Source organism: Flavobacterium luteolum (assembly GCF_027111275.1).
Lineage (GTDB): Bacteria > Bacteroidota > Bacteroidia > Flavobacteriales > Flavobacteriaceae > Flavobacterium > Flavobacterium luteolum.
Map to the genome: position 1 here is coordinate 4,107,679 of NZ_CP114286.1, position 18,326 is coordinate 4,126,004.

Here is an 18,326-nt window from a genome sequence, read left to right on the forward strand (position 1 = left end):
ATAAACATATTTAAGGGTTTTAACTACCATTGTAAGGTAAAATTATTATAAATTAGGGCTAACTCTAATCGGGGCTTTTTATTTTATAAATTTAGAAACCTGATTTCAAAATAACATGACAATTATCATCTTAATAATTGTGCTTTAATTGGAAATTTGCATCAAATAAAAACAAGTTTATGAGGGAGCAAAGTTGTTTTCATTGTGGTTTAACTATTGAACAAAATGAAGAAATTGATTTTGATGATAAGAAGTTTTGTTGCACAGGCTGCAAAACGGTTTACGAAATTTTCAGTATCAACGATCTAACGTCTTATTATGATTTTGAAAAGTCTCCGGGCGCCACTCCACAAGACATCAAAGGGAAATATGATTTTTTAGAAAATGAAACTATACTAGCAAAAGTTTTAGAGTTTCAAGAAGGAAACACATCAATTGTTTCACTTAATATTCCGCATATCCATTGCAGTTCTTGTATCTGGATTTTAGAAAACCTTCATCGTCTTCAGTCTGGAATTAGCACTTCTCAAGTTAATTTTCACGAAAAGAAAGTTAGAATTACTTTTAATTCTGATGTCGTTTCTTTAAAAGAAATAGTGTATCTCCTAAGTTCTATAGGCTATGAACCTTACATTAGTTTAGAAAATTACGGATCGGCAAAAGCAAAGGTCGACAGGAGTTTAACCTATAAATTGGGTGTTGCATTTTTCTGTTTCGGAAACATCATGCTGCTTTCATTTCCGGAATATTTCGAAATGAAAGAATTTTGGCTAGATAGCTACAAACCGTTTTTCAGATTACTTATTTTTCTTTTAGCATTGCCAACTTTTTTATACTCAGCTAGCGGATATTATGTTTCTGCTTATCATAGTATTAGAACCAGAATGCTTAATATTGACATTCCTATTGCTTTAGGAATTATCGTGATGTTTATTCGTAGCACATACGACATGCTGATGGATCACGGTCCAGGATTTTTTGACAGTTTGGCCAGTTTGATATTTTTCATGCTTCTTGGCAAAATGTTTCAAATTAAAACGTATAGTTTTTTAAGTTTTGAGAGAGATTTCAAATCCTATTTTCCAATTGCAGTTACTAAAATCAATAAAGATGCTTCTGAAGAAAATGTAGCCATTTATGATGTTCTAAAAGGAGATCGATTGTTGATTAGAAATCAAGAGCTAATTCCAGTAGACGGAATTTTAATTAGCGATAGCGCAGAAATAGATTATAGCTTTGTTACGGGAGAAGCAGTGCCAATTACCAAAAAGTCTGGAGATAAGGTATTTGCAGGAGGAAAACAGATTGGAAAAGTTATAGAAATGGAAGTTTTGCACTCCGTTTCTCAAAGTTATTTAACTCAATTATGGAGTAATGAAATTTTTCAGAAAAAAGTAGACCAGAAACACAAAACCATAACAGATGCGATTAGCCGATATTTTACCCCCATACTATTGCTCATTGCATTTGCTGGTTTTGGTTATTGGATTTTTATTGATGCTAATACAGCTTTTAATGTCTTTACAGCCGTGCTAATCGTAGCTTGCCCTTGTGCGTTGGCTCTGACTGCTCCGTTTACTTTTGGAAACATATTGCGTATTTTAGGTAAAAAGAAGTTTTACTTAAAAAATGCTGTTGTGATTGAACAGCTTGCTAAAGTTGATACTATTGTTTTTGATAAAACAGGAACTATTACAACCAACAAAAAATCGAATATAATGTATGATGGAAATCCTATTTCAGATTCAGATATCTTATTGATTAAAAATGTGTTGCGCGGTTCAAACCATCCGTTAAGCAGAATGCTTTATGATTTTCTGCCGGAAACTAAGCGAATTAATGTAGAAGACTTTCAAGAAATTACTGGAAAAGGTATTTTGGCGATTGTTGAAAGTAAGGAAATAAAAATAGGATCTGGACAATTCGTTGATGATATAGTTGCGGATGGTTCAGAAATTGAAAAAACTGCATTACACATTAAGATAGGTGGCACTTATTTTGGAAAATACACTTTCCAAAACCAATACAGAGAAGGTCTGGAGAAACTTTTTGTAAGTCTAAGTAAGAACTATCAAATCAAAGTGCTTTCTGGTGACAATGATGGCGAAAGATCGAATTTGGAAGCTATTCTGCCAAAAGGTACTGAGTTGATATTCAATCAAAAACCCGAGCAAAAACTAGAATACATAAAGAAACTTCAGGAGAAAGGACAAAATGTAATGATGGTTGGAGATGGGTTAAATGATGCTGGAGCATTGGCACAAAGTAATGTTGGGATTTCGATATCAGAGAATGTAAATGTCTTTTCGCCTGCATGTGATGCCATTTTAGATGCAACAGAATTTTCGCGTCTCAATTACTTTTTAAAGCTTTCTCACAAAGCTATTTTAATTATAAAAATGAGTTTTGGATTATCATTGCTCTACAACGTTGTTGGACTTGCGTTTGCGGTTACAGGAAATTTACTTCCATTGGTTGCGGCAATCATTATGCCGTTGAGTACAATTACGATTGTAAGTTTTGTGACTTTTATGTCTAACTATTTCAGTAGCAGAAATTTAGAATGATTATAAATTATTAGAGAAGATATTTTATTAAATTTAACATAACTAATCTTCTATGATAATTATCATATTTTATGCGCCTTTAACAAGCTAATTTTGTTAATATAAATCCAGGGTATGAGTGTTATTTATCTATTAATTTCAGTAAGTATTTTTGTGGCAATCTGTTTCTTTATTGCCTTTATCGCAGCTGTCAAATCTGGGCAGTATGATGATGATTATACACCTTCAGTCAGAATTCTTTTTGATGACGAAACCAAAATTAATCCCCAAAATAATAATTCACCAATCGAAGAAAAACAAGTATAATTATGGAAATGGAACAGTTTTATTACGACAACAAAATTGTAAAAAAATTCATTTACGCCACAATACTCTTTGGTGTTGTGGGTATGTTAGTGGGACTTACCTTAGCGGTAATGTACCTTTTTCCCAACATGACAGATGGGATTCCGTGGCTGAGTTACGGACGATTAAGACCGTTACACACTAATGCAGTTATTTTTGCCTTTGTGGGTAATGCCTTCTTCGCTGGTATGTACTACTCGCTACAAAGATTGCTAAAAGCCAGGATGTTTAGTGATTTTTTAAGTAACCTTCATTTCTGGGGATGGCAGCTGATTATTGTGGCTGCAGCAATTACACTTCCGTTAGGTTATACTTCTTCTAAAGAGTATGCAGAGCTAGAGTGGCCAATTGACATTGCAATCGCTTTAATTTGGGTTGTAATGGGAATCAATATGATTGGCACAATGTTACGTCGTAGAGAGCGCCATTTATATGTTGCAATCTGGTTTTATTTAGCAACATTTGTAACAGTAGCCGTACTTCATATCTTTAATAATATCGAAATTCCGGTTTCAGCTTTAAAAAGTTACTCAGTGTATGCAGGTGTTCAGGATGCACTTGTACAATGGTGGTACGGGCACAATGCGGTGGCATTCTTTCTTACAACTCCATTCTTGGGATTAATGTATTATTTCGTTCCAAAAATTGCGAACAGACCTGTTTACTCTTATAGATTATCTATTATTCACTTTTGGTCTTTAATTTTTATCTATATCTGGGCGGGACCACACCATTTATTATATTCTGCATTGCCAAACTGGGCTCAGAATTTAGGTGTTGCATTCTCAGTAATGTTAATTGCTCCATCTTGGGGAGGTATGATCAATGGTCTTCTTACATTAAGAGGAGCTTGGGATAAAGTTCGTGAAGAACCAGTTTTAAAATTCTTTGTAGTAGCGATTACGGGTTACGGTATGGCAACTTTTGAAGGTCCGATGTTATCTTTAAAAAATGTAAATGCCATTGCGCACTATACTGACTGGATCGTAGCGCACGTACACGTAGGAGCTTTAGCTTGGAACGGTTTCATGTCATTTGGTATTATCTATTGGCTGATTCCACGAATGACAAAATCAGAACTATTCTCTAAGAAATTAGCAAACTTCCATTTCTGGATTGGTACTTTAGGTATTATTGTTTATACAATTCCATTATATGTGGCAGGTTTCCAACAAGCATCAATGTGGAAACAATTTAATCCAGATGGTACTTTAACTTATGGAAACTTCCTTGAAACAGTAACTGCTATTATGCCAATGTATTGGATGAGAGCTATTGGAGGTAGTTTGTATCTGATTGGTATGTTGACATTAGTTTACAACATTATCATGACAGTAAAAGCGGGTAATACAATTGAAGATGAATTGGCTCAGGCTCCAGCTTTACAAACAATAAAAAGCAGTAGATTAAGTGGAGAGAAATTCCACTCATGGTTAGAAAGAAAACCAATTCAACTAACCATTTTAGCAACAATTGCGATTTTAATTGGAGGTATAATTCAGATTGTGCCAACGATTATGGTAAAATCAAATATTCCGACAATTTCAAGTGTAAAACCATATACACCGTTAGAGCTTGAAGGACGTGACTTATACATCAGAGAAGGTTGCGTTGGATGTCACTCACAATCAGTTCGTCCATTTAGAAGTGAAGTAGAACGTTACGGAGTTCAGTCAAAAGCGGGAGAGTTTGTTTACGACCATCCATTCTTATGGGGATCAAAACGTACAGGACCAGATTTATTAAGAGTAGGTGGTAAGTATAATGACAACTGGCATTTTAACCACATGTGGAATCCGCAAAGTACATCTGCTGGATCAATTATGCCAGGTTATAAATGGTTGTTCGATAACAAACCAATGGATATTTCATTGACTCAGAAGAAAATGCAGGCAATGATTTCTTTAGGAGTGCCATATACTCCAGAAGAAGTTGCAAATGCGCAAAGAACATTAAGAGAGCAGGCTGTTAAGATTGAAAAAAGCTTAGAAAGCGATCCTGATTTTGTTAAGAGTTATGAAGACAGCCGTAAAAAAGCTGCTGCAAAAGGCGAGAAGTTTATTCCGATGAACGAAAGAGAAATCGTTGCTTTGATCGCATATATTCAAAGACTTGGTACTGATATTAAAGTAAAAGAAACTTCAAAATAACAGCATTATGTTTGAACAAATAAAACACAATATGGAAACAATATCGGGTGTAGAATTATACCCGATTATTTCCCTCTTGATTTTCTTCTTCTTCTTTGTAGGATTAGGCATTTGGGTGTTCTCTTATAGAAAAGAAAAAATTCAAGAAATGAGTAATATACCTTTAGATGAAGGACTTAGTGTAATCACAAAAGATAGATAAAAATGAAAAAGTTTTTCCCAGTATATGTTAGAGTACCGTTGATTTTCTTCATCGTATTTGCTTTGATGGAATATTTTATAGACTCAGGCGATAAACCAGCTTTTATAAAATTCCCAATGGTTTCGCTCTTTTTATTTGTCTTTTTGTTTATTCTGATTGCAATCGAAATTACGCTTAGTGCTGTAAATCGAGTAATGTTCCAATTATTGTCACCAGAAGAAAAAGCGCAAAAAGAACTTGAAGAAAGTTTAAGCTTCAAAGAAAGTACTTGGTTCAAGAATCTAATGCATAAATTGACTAAAACAGAGCCAATTGAAAAAGAAGGTGACTTATTGATGGATCATGACTATGATGGAATCAAAGAGTTAGATAATAATTTGCCACCATGGTGGGTATATTTATTCTATATCTGTATCATTTTTGGAGTAATTTATGTTGTTCGTTACGATGTTTTAGGAGCTGATGATCAAGAAATGGAGCTGAAAAAAGAATTGGCTCAAGCAAAGATTGACGTTGCAGAATACATGAAAACAGCGCCAGATTTAATGGACGAAAAAACAGTTGTTTTACTAACAGATGCACCAAGTTTAGAGGAAGGTAAAACAATCTTTACAACCAATTGCGCAGCCTGTCACCGTGCAGATGCTGGAGGACAGATTGGACCAAACCTTACTGATGATAAATGGATCTTAGGAGGAGGGATTAAAAATCTATTCCACACTATCACAAATGGGGGTAGAGACGGTAAAGGGATGATTGCTTGGAAAGGAACCCTTAAGCCAAAAGAAATACAAAAAGTGGCAAGTTACATTCTGTCTTTACAAGGAAGTAATCCGAAAGATCCGAAAGAAGCAGAGGGAGAAGTTTGGGTAGATGATAGTGCTCCTAAAACAGATGCAGCCTCTGCAGCCCCAAAAGATACTACAGAAGTTAAAAAATAATTAGAATATCATGTCAAATTTACCAGACGAAGCTTTTAGAGATACCATCGGAACAATAGATGAAGGTGGGAAACGAAAATTTATATTTCCTAAAAAACCGTCTGGTAAATTTTATGAATATAGAAAAATTGTCAGCTATGTTTTATTGGCAATTTTATTCATAAATCCTTTCATTAAGGTTAATGGGAATCAGTTTATGATGTTCAATATCTTAGAACGTCGTTTTAACATATTTGGATTCCCTTTTTGGCCACAGGATTTTTATCTCTTCGTAATTTCAATGCTTGTCGGCGTTGTATTTATAATTTTGTTTACTGTTGTTTTTGGAAGAATATTTTGCGGATGGATCTGTCCCCAAACGATTTTTCTTGAAATGGTTTTCCGTCGTATCGAATACTGGATTGATGGTGATCGAGGTTCTCAGTCTCGTTTAGCAAGAATGGAATGGAATGGTGAGAAAATTAGAAAACGATTTTTAAAATGGACTATTTTCTTCCTTATCTCTTTTCTTATTGCAAATATCTTTTTGGCTTATTTAGTAGGAAGTGATACTTTGTTCTTAATGATAGAGCAAGGGCCTATTGCTCAAGCTAGCAATTTTATTGCACTGCTTATATTTACTGGAATTTTCTATTTTGTTTTTGTATGGTTTCGTGAGCAGGTTTGTATTATAGCATGTCCGTACGGAAGATTGCAGGGAGTTCTTTTAGATAATAAATCGATAAATGTTGCCTACGATTTTGTGCGTGGAGAAAAAGAAGAAGGACGTGCAAAATTCAAAAAAAATGAAGATAGAGCATTAACTGGAAAAGGCGACTGTATTGATTGTCTTCAATGCGTTCATGTTTGCCCGATGGGGATTGACATTAGAAACGGAACGCAGCTTGAATGTACAAACTGTACAGCTTGTATTGATGAATGTGATCATATTATGGAATCTGTAGGATTGCCAAAAGGTCTTATTCGCTATGCATCTGAAGATGAAATTGCAAAAAAAGAACCTTTCAAATTTACAGCAAGAATGAAAGGTTATACGGCAGTTTTGTTTATTTTATTGAGTATTTTTGTTGGTATGCTGTTTTTAAGAACAGATGTGCAGGCAGTTGTTTTACGTTTACCTGGTCAGTTGTTCCAACATGATGGTGAAAAAATCAGTAATGTTTACACCTATAAAATTGTAAACAAAACTATGAAAGATTACAACGACATTCATTTTGAATTAATCGATCAAAAAGGAGAAATTAAAAATGTAGGGAAAAGACATTTTAAAGTTGCTAAAGAAGGAATTTCTCAAGGAACATTGTTTATAGAAATAGATGAAGTTTTATTAGAAAGTGATAAAACAAAAGTAAAAATAGGCGTTTATAATGGTTCTGAACTTATAGAAACTACTACAACAAATTTCTTAGGACCACGCAGTTTTAATTAAAACATTTACATCATGAAATTTAATTGGGGAACAGGAATTGTCATTGCATTCGGCTTGTTTATGACATTTATTTTATATTTTGTTTTTGAAGTGCAATCAAACTCTAAATATGATAATGATTTGGTTGTAGAGGAATATTACAAACATGATACACACTTTCAGGAAGAGATGGCAAGGATTCAAAATGCGCATGATTTACAGCATAAACCATCAATAAAATATACTGGAGAAGGTGTGGCTGTAATTTTCCCTGCTGGATTTGAAAGTGATAAAGTGAAAGGAAATATTCAGCTATATAGACCTTCAAACAAAAAATTCGACTTTAATACTCAAATTGCTTTAACGAATTCAGAAATAATTATTCCACAGAAAAAATTAATAAAAGGACGTTGGGATGTTAATATGGAGTGGCAATATGAGGGCAAAAAATATCTCACAAAAGAAGTTATTTACGTAAACTAAAAAAAATGTTATTCTCTGCTTTCTTTTTAGGTTTAATCAGTAGTCTGCATTGTGTTGGAATGTGCGGACCAATTGCTATGATGCTTCCTGTAGATAGACAAAATGAAGCTAAAAAGGCAACGCAGATTATGACGTATCACTTAGGGCGATTAACAGCTTATTCAATAATTGGATTGATTTTTGGATTACTGGGAAGAGGTTTTTTTCTGGCAGGATTACAGCAGAAAATGTCGATAATTATTGGGGTAATTATGATTATTGTGGTTTTGATTCCAGAAAAAAAATTTGCGCAATACAATTTTTCAAAACCAGTTTATAAAATCATTTCGAAAATTAAAACTAATCTAGGAAGTCAGTTTAAAAATAAGAGTTATAAATCGTTGTTTACTATTGGCCTCCTAAATGGATTTTTACCATGTGGAATGGTTTATGTTGCTTTATTTGGAGCAATTGCAATGCAAAGTGCTGGTTATGGTGTGCTTTACATGCTTTTATTTGGAATTGGAACTATACCTCTAATGACAGTTGTGGTTTATGTCAACACATTATTAAAACTGCCTTTCAGAAACAAAATCCAAAAGGCAATTCCGTATGTTGCGGTTATAATTGGAGTCTTATTTATCCTTCGCGGATTAGGTTTGGGAATTCCTTATATTTCTCCTTCAAACATGAGTTTGTTTGTACAGCAGACTCCAAACTGCCACTAGAAATAGTTTAAGATTTTAATTATACAGTCATCGAAAACAGATTTGTTTCCGGTGACTTTCTTTTTAGATGCAAATCAAAAGCCATGCAGATATTGCGGACAAAAGGTCTTCCTTCTTCTGTAATCTTGATTTTATTATTTTCAATAACAATTAAATTATCGTTTTCTATTTCTTTTAAAGCTGTTAAAGCTTCTGGAAGTTCCGTAAAGTTTAAAGATTCTTCAGTCCAGGAAGTTTCTAATTCGCACGTTAAATTAAGAATGTGTTTTCGGATAATCAGATCCTCATCAGTTAAAATATGGCCTTTTACAACTGGAAGTTTATCTGAATCTAAAATTTCATAATATTCTTCAAGGTTCTTCGTGTTTTGAGCGAAACTATACCAGCTGTCGCTTATAGAAGAAACGCCTAAGCCAATCATAACTTGAGTTTTAGATGCACTATAACCCATGAAATTTCTATGCAGATTTCCGTTGTGAGCAGCTTTGTATAAACTATCATCTACTAAGGCAAAATGATCCATTCCAATTTCGTGATATCCGTTTTGAATAAGGAGTTGTTTGCCAATTTCATACAGCTTTCTCTTTTCTGCATCTTTTGGAAGATTTTCGTCATTAAAACCGCGTTGTCCGTTTCCTTTTATCCAAGGCACGTGCGCATAGCTGTAAAATGCCAATCTATCTGGTTTTAATGAATTGGTTTTTTCAACCGTATCGACAACATCTTCAATAGTTTGAAATGGAAGACCAAAAATAATATCGTGTCCGATTGAAGTATAACCAATTTCTTTTGCCCAAAAGGTAACTTTAGCAACATTATGAAAAGGCTGAATTCTATTAATTGCTTTTTGAACTGTGGCAGAATAATCTTGTACTCCGAAACTTACTCGGCGAAAGCCTAAATCATATAATTTTTTAAGCTGTTCGTGAGTAGTGTTATTTGGATGTCCTTCAAAACTAAATTCGTGGTTTTCTGCTCTTACAGCATGATCAAAAATTCCGTTAATAAGACATTCTAAATTTTCTTTTGAAAAGAATGTCGGGGTTCCTCCGCCTAAATGTATTTCTTTAATTACGGGTTTTTCTGGAAGTATATCACAATACATAGACCACTCTTTTAGAACTGCCTCAATGTATTTTTCTTCTACTGAATGATTTTTGGTAATGCGTTTATTGCATCCGCAGAAAGTACACATACTCTCACAGAAAGGAAGATGAATGTATAAACTTATTCCGTTCTTTGAATTGCTTTCAGAAAATGATTGCTTTAAAGTAGTAATCCATTTTTCTGCAGTAAAGTCTGCTTCATTCCAGTATGGAACTGTCGGATAACTAGTATATCTTGGACCTGGGACATTGTACTTTTGAGTCAAAGAAATTTTCATAATGACGGATTTAGTTTACATCAAAATTAAAACTTTGGGCTAAGACATAAAATGACAAATATCATGAAACTTGTAAATAAAAAGAGGCCCAAAATTGAGCCTCTTTTCTGAATTAAATAACTAACGTGATATAGAATCTTGGATGATTTTAAGCCATTTTTTCGCAAACTGATGATCTTGATAGACACTAATCTGTTTGATGCGGTCATCATCAAAATCATAGAATGGAATTATTAATTTTTTAGATGTTTCTTTTTCTTGAAATTCAAAATCTATTTTGATAATAGTATTGGATCCGGAATCTGTAGTTGGAATTAATTTGCATGAAGAAATAGTATTCAAATCGACATAAATTGACTCTTGCTGATTTGGATTGAAATTCATCAAAATAAATTTATTGTTTTTCTGATCAATCGTTAAAGTCTTATTGTTGATTGATTCTGTCAAGTCAAAATCCTCTGGATGAGTTGGATTGAATCTTTTTTTAATGTTTAATATTCTTGATTTGCTTGCAGCTGATGAACGTGCAGAAAAATAAATTGGGATAGCAACAATAATTAAAATCACAATACCCATTATTGTGGTAGTAGTTTCCATAAAGTTTTAATGTAATAAATAAATGATATGCAAAACAGTTTTCGGCTTGAAAACGGCTATGTAAGTACAGAAGAATTAATTCTTCTAAAGAAAATCAAGTATTTATTTACCAGAAAAAATGGAAAGCATAGAGTATGACCGAAACCTTTTTACTTTGAGTTGTAAAGAGTTTAGTATATGCTGTAACAGATGTAACGGTTTGATGTTGCGGGATCAGCGGTAAAAGAGTATCAAAACATTTAATTATTCCCGTTGGATTTGTTTTGATGTTTGCCGCAAATTGATAACTTCCTTGTGGCTGTATAAAGGCAGACGAATCAGGAATGTCTTTGCAGAAGTTAGTATCGGATTTTTCCGTTTCGATTATGTGCATAGAACCTTGGTCTGCTTGATGAGCAAACAATCCTGCAAGCAAAAGCGTAATAAAAATAACGGTTTTACGAATCCAATTCATGTCGGCGAATTTAAGTCATAAAACGCAATTAAAGAAATTTTATGGAATTAATTAACACTCAAAAAAAAGTCCTCAGCTAAACTGAGGACTTATGAGGCTATTGTTGCATTTTAAAATAATAATCTGCCGAGTGTTTTCCACTTCCATAAAACAAGAAAAATATGCAGACTAATAAAACGATGATAGCTAAAGCCAAACTTTCAGAATGCATTCTTCCCATAGAATTTACAAGAACAGCACCAAATAAAATGGGTAATTGGGCTGCAATTGCCCATCTGGTTAAAAGTCCGAAAATAATCATTATACCACCAATCATGTGGGCAGGAGCAATGTAATGCAGCATAAACATACCTCCTCCAAACTTGTCAATTGGGGAAATCAAATCATGCAGGTACTGAATATTGGTGACGAAAGAGACACCTTTCATAAATAAAAATCCACCCAAAACAATACGTACTAAATCAACTGGTAAATAAGTGTGCGAATTCGCCCATTTATTCAAACTTTTTACATTTTCCATGATGTTGTGTGATTAAAAATTATACGCTAAGTTACTAATTTTTAATGATATGTATATTTTAGACAGCTAGAAAATGAGTTTTTTGCTTTTTATTTAACGTCTTGTTGAGAATTCTTAAATCACTAAACTTGGATTACTCCCAAATTAAATGGTTTTTGAATAGGAGCGTGGTTTGCAGCTTCGATTCCCATCGAAATCCAGTTACGGGTTTCTAATGGATCGATAATAGCGTCTGTCCATAGTCTTGAGGCAGCATAGTACGGCGAAGTCTGCTCGTCGTAACGTGCTTTTATTTTGTCGAATAATTCGGCTTCTTTTGCTTCGTCAACGGTTTCTCCTTTTGCTTTAAGCGAAGAGGCTTCGATTTGGGCCAATACTTTTGCAGCTTGAGTTCCGCCCATAACAGCAAGCTCTGCACTTGGCCACGCAAATATTAATCGAGGGTCGTATGCTTTTCCGCACATCGCATAATTTCCTGCACCATACGAGTTTCCGACAATAACGGTAAATTTAGGAACAACAGAATTACTTACGGCATTTACCATTTTGGCACCATCTTTAATAATTCCACCATGTTCTGATTTTGAACCCACCATGAAACCTGTTACGTCTTGTAAAAATACCAATGGAATTTTTTTCTGATTGCAATTGGCAATAAAACGAGTGGCTTTGTCAGCACTATCAGAATAAATAACGCCTCCAAACTGCATTTCGCCTTTTTTGGTTTTTACCACTTTTCTTTGATTGGCCACAATTCCCACAGCCCAGCCATCAATTCTGGCATAACCTGTAATCAGCGATTGCCCATAACCTTCTTTATAAGCTTCAAATTCTGAATTATCAACCAAACGTTTGATAATTTCCATCATATCATATTGTTCAGTTCTAGCTTTGGGCAGAATTCCGTAAATATCATTTGGTTCTAAAGCTGGTTTCTCCGATTTGATTCTACTATATCCTGCTTTATCAAAATCACCAATTTTATCTACTATATTTTTGATTTTGTCCAAAGCATCTTTGTCGTCTTTGGCTTTATAGTCGGTAACGCCTGAAATTTCACAATGCGTTGTAGCACCTCCTAAAGTTTCGTTATCAATAGTTTCGCCAATTGCGGCCTTTACCAAATAACTTCCAGCAAGAAAAATACTTCCTGTTTTATCTACTATTAAAGCTTCATCGCTCATAATTGGTAAGTAGGCGCCTCCAGCAACACAGCTTCCCATAACGGCAGCAATTTGTGTAATTCCCATACTACTCATTTGAGCATTATTTCTAAAAATGCGTCCGAAATGTTCTTTATCAGGAAAAATTTCATCTTGCATTGGCAGATAAACGCCAGCGCTGTCTACTAGATAAATAATAGGAAGTCGGTTTTCCATGGCAATTTCCTGCGCACGAAGGTTTTTCTTTCCTGTAATAGGAAACCAAGCTCCAGCTTTTACAGTGGCGTCATTGGCAACTACAATACATTGTTTCCCTCTGATGTAGCCAATTTTTACTACAACACCTCCAGAAGGACAGCCACCATGGTCTGAATACATTCCTTCACCGGCAAAACCTCCAATTTCAATACTTTTAGAATTTTCATCCAATAAATAAGCAATTCTTTCGCGAGCGGTCATTTTTCCTTCAGAATGTAATTTCTCGATTCTTTTTTCGCCTCCGCCCAATTTTACTTTTGCGAATTTTTGTTTTAGTTCAGAAAGAAGTAATTTATTGTGATCTTCGTTTTTATTGAAGTTTAAATCCATGATATAGTATTGATTTGATAAAATAGTGTTGGCTAATTTACAAAATCAATTGAAATAAACGAGTTGCTTTGTGAATTAAGAAATACTATTAAATAAAAAAAAACATCCGTTCAATGGATGTTTCTTTATTAAGGTTTTTAATTAAAATTATTTTTTAGGGCTACAAACCATTTGTTTTAATAGCGCCCATTGTTTTAAGGCGTCTCGAGCTTCAACAGCTGGATATCCAAGCATTGTTTTTCCAGCGGGTACATCTCCAGTCACGCCAGATCCTGCACCAATTATAGCTCCGTCGCCAATTGTAGTATGGTCTTTTATTGAAGCACTTCCGCCGATGATAACACCGTTTCCTAAGGTTACAGAACCTGCTAAACCACTGTTTCCAGCCATAATACAGAACTTGCCTAATTTGCTGTTATGCCCAATCTGAACTAAATTGTCTATTTTGCATCCGTCACCAAGAATTGTAGAACTAAATTTACCGCGATCAACACACGAATTTGCTCCAATTTCTACACCGTTTCCAATAATTACATTTCCAATTTGAGGAATTTTCACCAAACCTTTTTCAGTGCAAGCACGAAATCCGAAACCATCGGCGCCAATTGTTGCGTTGGGGTGAATGATGCATTCGCTTCCAATATGACAACGTTCACGAATAACGGTTCCAGACCAAATAGTTGTGTTTCTTCCGATTGTGCATTCGTCTAAAATAGTCACATTCGGGTAAATTACTGTATTGGCGCCAATTTCAACTTTTGGACCAATGTAACAGCCAGCGCCAATTTTAACGCCTTCGCCAATTATAGCAGTTTCGTCTATCGTGGCTGTTTTATGAATATTGTTATGAAAGATTGGGGCAGGGGGAGCAAAAAGGGCAAGGATTTGTGACATTGCCAAATCGGCATTTTTTACTTTTATAAAAGCGCGGTTTTCTCCAGGCTCTATTGAAATATCTTCGTTTACAACTGCAATTGAAGCATTAGATGTCGACCAGTATTTTTCGTATTTTTTATTTCCGATAAATGAGATTTCCGAAGTTGTTGCTTTTTCTAATTGTTCTGTGGCAGTTATGCTTTGTGAAGTGCTGCCGTAAATTACGCCATTAATAACTTCGTTAATTTCTTGAATTGAATAGGATCTCATTGACAAATTTTAATCGACTAAGAGTTATTTTTTGCCAAATAAAATGAATTACATTTTAATTACCTAATTATTTTTTTACGTTTCTTAATAAATGTTTAAAATAAGATGATAATTTTTACAAAATTAACATTTAGGGTATTAAATTAATGAGGTTTTTTTAATGAATTGAATAGCAGGAACTTGATGGTTTTACCTAAAATGGGTGAAAATTTGGAAGGAGAAAATAAATAATTTAATTGCTAGGTTATAGCTTACATTTGTTTTGTTAAATCATTTATTGATAGAAGATTAAAAAAAGCGATTCATTTTTATGAACCGCTTTTTATGAATTATTCTTTAATTTTTGATAATGAAACTGCGTTAATGCAATAACGTAAGCCACTTGGCGGCGGACCGTCAGGAAAAACGTGACCTAAATGTGCGTCGCAGACGTTGCAAACTACCTCAACACGAATCATCCCGTACGATTTGTCGGCATGGTAACCAATTGCATTTTCTTTGATTGGCTGTGTAAAAGAAGGCCAACCAGTTCCTGATTCAAATTTTTCGCTTGCATCAAAAAGAACCGTTCCGCAGCATTTACATTCGTAAATTCCAGGATCAAATAAACTGCACAATTCAGAACTAAAAGATCTCTCTGTTCCTTTTAAACGTGTTACTTGAAATTCTTCTGAAGTTAGAATCTGTTTCCATTCGTCCTCCGTTTTCTCCACTCTTTTGTCTGGAGCTGGATTTCCTTTATTTGTAAAATGAATTACATCTGCCCATTTTATCATAACTTTTTTGTTTTAAAGTTTAAAGTTTAAAGTTTCAGGTTTCAAGTTTAATGTGACTGCAAACTTCAACTGAACACTAGAAAAGAACTGGATACTATTCCTCTTCTTTCTGTCCCATCATCATCAGATAGGCTTTCAAGAAAGGGTCGATATTTCCGTTCATTACACCGTCAACATCGCTGGTTTCATAACCTGTACGAACATCTTTTACTAATTTATAAGGTTGCATTACATAATTACGAATCTGCGATCCCCATTCAATTTTCATTTTTCCGGCCTCAATATCCGCACGCTGTGCTTGCTGTTTCTTTAATTCGATTTCATACAATTGAGAACGAAGCATTTGCATAGCACGCTGTCTGTTATCTTGCTGAGATCTAGTTTCAGAACACTGAATTTGAATTCCAGTTGGTTTGTGAACCAGTTGTACTTTAGTTTCAACCTTGTTTACGTTCTGTCCACCAGCACCACTTGAGCGAGAAGTTGTAATCTCGATATCAGCAGGATTAATGTCGATTTCGATACTGTCATCTACAAGCGGATAAACGTAAACGGATACGAAAGAAGTATGACGTTTTGCGTTACTGTCAAAAGGCGAAATACGAACTAAACGGTGTACACCATTTTCTCCTTTTAGATATCCGAATGAATAATCACCTTCGAACTCTAAAGTTACGGTTTTAATTCCGGCAACCTCGCCTTCCTGAAAGTTAAGCTCTTTAATTTTGTAGCCATAACTTTCTCCCCACATCATGTACATACGCATTAGCATTCCTGCCCAATCACAACTTTCGGTTCCTCCAGCACCTGCTGTAATCTGAACCACAGCGCTTAAACTGTCACCTTCGTCAGAAAGCATGTTTTTGAATTCGATATTTTCAATATGTGCTTGTGCAGCTTCATATTGTTCATCTAATTCATCTACAGAAAGTTCTCCTTCTTTATAAAAATCATAAGCGAGCTGTAGTTCTTCTGTTAATGCTACTGCTTTGTCATAATCTTCAATCCATTTTTTCTTGTTTCGAAGATTTTTTACAATGTCTTCTGCTTCTTTTGGATTGTTCCAAAAGTCTGGAGCGAACGTTTTTTCTTCTTCGTTTGCGATTTCGATTAGCTTGGCATCAACGTCAAAGATACCTCCTCAACGCACCAAGGCGCTCCACAATACCTTTTACTTGTTCGGCTGTTGTCATAAATTAATTAATAGGTTTTTATATGTTTTTTAGAATTATTACGTTAATTTGGTCTAGAGAAACCAGCGAGTTAAATTTTACCAAAACTTGCTGAGAATAACTATAAGTAATACGTAATTTTGCATACAAAAATAAGATATAGTTTTTAGAATATGGAAATAAATTTAATCAGCGATACCATAACAAAGCCTACTTATGAAATGCTGCAGTATATGTTTAACGCCCATGTTGGCGATGATGTATACAAACAGGACCCAACGGTGATTGAATTGGAAAACAGGACAGCAGAGTTTTTTGGTATGGAAGCTGGTCTTTTCTTTCCGTCTGGAACTATGGCAAACCAGACTGCAATTAAACTGCACACGCAACCTGGCGAACAGCTGATCGCTGATAAATATGCCCACGTTTATCATTATGAAGGAGGGGGAGTTTCTTTTAACAGCGGTGTTTCTTGCTGTTTAGTAGATGGAAACCGCGGAATGATAACTGCTGCGCAAGTAAAAGCAGCAATAAATGATCCAGAGTTTTATCATAGCCCGCTAACAAGTTTGGTTTGTGTGGAAAATACAACCAATAAAGGTGGCGGTGCGTGTTATGAATTAGAAGATTTAAGAGAAATAAAAAAGGTTTGTGATGCTCATAATCTCAAGTTTCATTTGGACGGAGCTAGAATATGGAATGCATTAGTAGCTAAAAGGCAGAATCCCAGAGAATTTGGGGCGATTTTCGATACCATTTCCGTTTGTTTGTCTAAAGGGTTAGGTGCTCCAATTGGTTCTGTACTTCTTGGAAGTAAAGCTGATATTCATAGAGCGTTGAGAATCAGAAAGATATTGGGTGGAGGAATGCGTCAAGTTGGCTATTTGGCTGCGGCTGGATTATATGCTTTGGCTCATAATATCGAAAGATTAGCAGAAGATCATCGCCGTGCAAAGGAAATAGCAAAAATCTTAAGCACAAAACCTTGGATCGCGGCAATCGAACCTGTAGAAACTAATATTTTGATTTTTTCACTGGCAGAAGGTTATAGTGACCAATTATTAATTGAAAAATTGAAACAGAAAAATATACTTATAAGTTCTTTAGGGCATAATAAACTCCGAATTGTAACGCATCTAGATTATAAAGAAGTGATGCATACTTATGTGTTGGAAACACTTTCGAAGTTTTAGGAGAAAGGTGCTAAGCTTCTAAGGTACTGAGGTTCTAAGGAAGAAAGAAATAAAGCTTTTAAAAAAAAAAAGAGGATGTTAATACATCCTCTTTTTTTTGTCAAAAAAATAAAACTTAGAACCTTAGCCTCTTAGAACCTCAGTGCCTTAAAAGCTTATTTAAACAAATTATCCATTCCAGGAATAGACGGCATATCCATTCTAGCTACAGCGTCTAATTCTCTTTCGTTTACACTTGTTGCTTTTTCTATTGCTTTATTTAACGTTACAATTAAGTAATCTTCTAGCTGTTCTTTATCTTCTAAAAGAGAACCATCAATAGAAAGTGATTTTATTTTTCTACTAGCTGTAATAGTAACTTTTAATAATCCGTCAGCGCTTTGTTCATCAATCAAAACAGTATCTAAACGCTTTTTGGTATCTTCAATTTTTTGCTGGGTTTCTTTAAGTTTGCCCATCATTCCCATTAAATCCATTTTTGTTGATTTTTTAAATTATTTCAGACAAAATTACTATATTGCTGTGTTAAT

At 34.6% G+C, this 18,326-nt stretch carries 18 protein-coding genes; 9 read left to right on the top strand and 9 right to left on the bottom strand.

What is annotated here, in order from left to right; genetic code table 11:
• Window positions 1-179 precede the first annotated feature (179 nt).
• From OZP10_RS17645 to OZP10_RS17680, 8 genes are all read left to right on the top strand, one after another.
• Window positions 180-2,567: a heavy metal translocating P-type ATPase gene (locus tag OZP10_RS17645; RefSeq protein WP_281632046.1), complete on the top strand. Its 2,388-nt coding sequence runs from the start codon at window positions 180-182 to the stop codon at window positions 2,565-2,567.
• 114 nt (window positions 2,568-2,681) lie between these two features.
• Complete coding sequence (gene ccoS, locus OZP10_RS17650; RefSeq protein WP_281632047.1) at window positions 2,682-2,873, top strand: cbb3-type cytochrome oxidase assembly protein CcoS; 192 nt, start codon at window positions 2,682-2,684, stop codon at window positions 2,871-2,873.
• Window positions 2,874-2,875: 2 nt separating this feature from the next.
• Window positions 2,876-5,062 carry a cytochrome-c oxidase, cbb3-type subunit I gene (gene ccoN / locus OZP10_RS17655; RefSeq protein WP_177210149.1) on the top strand — a complete coding sequence of 729 codons (2,187 nt, stop codon included), beginning with the start codon at window positions 2,876-2,878 and terminating at the stop codon, window positions 5,060-5,062.
• A gap of 7 nt (window positions 5,063-5,069) precedes the next feature.
• A complete protein-coding gene (locus tag OZP10_RS17660; protein WP_111378528.1) occupies window positions 5,070-5,264 on the top strand; it encodes a CcoQ/FixQ family Cbb3-type cytochrome c oxidase assembly chaperone in 195 nt (64 codons plus the stop codon).
• A gap of 2 nt (window positions 5,265-5,266) precedes the next feature.
• Window positions 5,267-6,205 carry a cbb3-type cytochrome c oxidase N-terminal domain-containing protein gene (locus OZP10_RS17665; protein WP_281632048.1) on the top strand — a complete coding sequence of 313 codons (939 nt, stop codon included), beginning with the start codon at window positions 5,267-5,269 and terminating at the stop codon, window positions 6,203-6,205.
• Window positions 6,206-6,215: 10 nt separating this feature from the next.
• Complete coding sequence (gene ccoG / locus OZP10_RS17670; protein ID WP_281632049.1) at window positions 6,216-7,634, top strand: cytochrome c oxidase accessory protein CcoG; 1,419 nt, start codon at window positions 6,216-6,218, stop codon at window positions 7,632-7,634.
• Between the two features lie 12 nt (window positions 7,635-7,646).
• Window positions 7,647-8,096 carry a FixH family protein gene (locus OZP10_RS17675; protein ID WP_008462668.1) on the top strand — a complete coding sequence of 150 codons (450 nt, stop codon included), beginning with the start codon at window positions 7,647-7,649 and terminating at the stop codon, window positions 8,094-8,096.
• A gap of 5 nt (window positions 8,097-8,101) precedes the next feature.
• The gene (locus tag OZP10_RS17680; protein WP_281632050.1) at window positions 8,102-8,803 is read left to right on the top strand and encodes a sulfite exporter TauE/SafE family protein; all 702 of its coding nucleotides are present in this window, start codon (window positions 8,102-8,104) and stop codon (window positions 8,801-8,803) included.
• A gap of 19 nt (window positions 8,804-8,822) precedes the next feature.
• On the opposite strand, the gene hemN is transcribed toward OZP10_RS17680, so the two are convergent.
• The 8 genes from hemN to prfB all read right to left on the bottom strand — a co-directional run bounded on the left by hemN (window position 8,823) and on the right by prfB (window position 16,624).
• Window positions 8,823-10,187 (bottom strand): oxygen-independent coproporphyrinogen III oxidase, encoded by a 1,365-nt coding sequence (gene hemN / locus OZP10_RS17685; protein ID WP_281632051.1) that lies wholly within the window; start codon window positions 10,185-10,187, stop codon window positions 8,823-8,825.
• Window positions 10,188-10,307: 120 nt separating this feature from the next.
• Window positions 10,308-10,784, bottom strand: coding sequence for a hypothetical protein (locus OZP10_RS17690; RefSeq protein WP_281632052.1), 477 nt, complete (start codon window positions 10,782-10,784; stop codon window positions 10,308-10,310).
• A gap of 106 nt (window positions 10,785-10,890) precedes the next feature.
• The gene (locus OZP10_RS17695) at window positions 10,891-11,238 is read right to left on the bottom strand and encodes a hypothetical protein (protein WP_281632053.1); all 348 of its coding nucleotides are present in this window, start codon (window positions 11,236-11,238) and stop codon (window positions 10,891-10,893) included.
• Window positions 11,239-11,335: 97 nt separating this feature from the next.
• Window positions 11,336-11,758, bottom strand: coding sequence for a DoxX family protein (locus tag OZP10_RS17700; protein WP_177210142.1), 423 nt, complete (start codon window positions 11,756-11,758; stop codon window positions 11,336-11,338).
• Window positions 11,759-11,880: 122 nt separating this feature from the next.
• Window positions 11,881-13,509: an acyl-CoA carboxylase subunit beta gene (locus OZP10_RS17705; protein ID WP_281632054.1), complete on the bottom strand. Its 1,629-nt coding sequence runs from the start codon at window positions 13,507-13,509 to the stop codon at window positions 11,881-11,883.
• A gap of 147 nt (window positions 13,510-13,656) precedes the next feature.
• Window positions 13,657-14,655: a UDP-3-O-(3-hydroxymyristoyl)glucosamine N-acyltransferase gene (lpxD, locus tag OZP10_RS17710; protein WP_281632055.1), complete on the bottom strand. Its 999-nt coding sequence runs from the start codon at window positions 14,653-14,655 to the stop codon at window positions 13,657-13,659.
• A gap of 329 nt (window positions 14,656-14,984) precedes the next feature.
• Entirely contained in the window at window positions 14,985-15,431 is a 447-nt protein-coding gene (gene msrB, locus OZP10_RS17715; RefSeq protein WP_281632056.1) for a peptide-methionine (R)-S-oxide reductase MsrB, read from the bottom strand.
• A gap of 94 nt (window positions 15,432-15,525) precedes the next feature.
• A protein-coding gene (gene prfB / locus OZP10_RS17720; RefSeq protein WP_281632057.1) for a peptide chain release factor 2 occupies window positions 15,526-16,624 on the bottom strand; the annotation gives its coding sequence in 2 pieces (ribosomal slippage) (window positions 15,526-16,560 and window positions 16,562-16,624; 1,098 coding nt in all).
• Window positions 16,625-16,776: 152 nt separating this feature from the next.
• On the opposite strand from prfB, the gene OZP10_RS17725 reads away from it, so the two are divergent.
• On the top strand, window positions 16,777-17,796 hold the full coding sequence (locus tag OZP10_RS17725) for a threonine aldolase family protein (RefSeq protein WP_177210137.1): 1,020 nt from the start codon (window positions 16,777-16,779) through the stop codon (window positions 17,794-17,796).
• Between the two features lie 155 nt (window positions 17,797-17,951).
• Here OZP10_RS17725 and OZP10_RS17730 read toward each other — a convergent pair whose 3' ends face one another.
• Window positions 17,952-18,272 (bottom strand): YbaB/EbfC family nucleoid-associated protein, encoded by a 321-nt coding sequence (locus OZP10_RS17730; RefSeq protein WP_281632058.1) that lies wholly within the window; start codon window positions 18,270-18,272, stop codon window positions 17,952-17,954.
• Window positions 18,273-18,326: the final 54 nt, after the last annotated feature.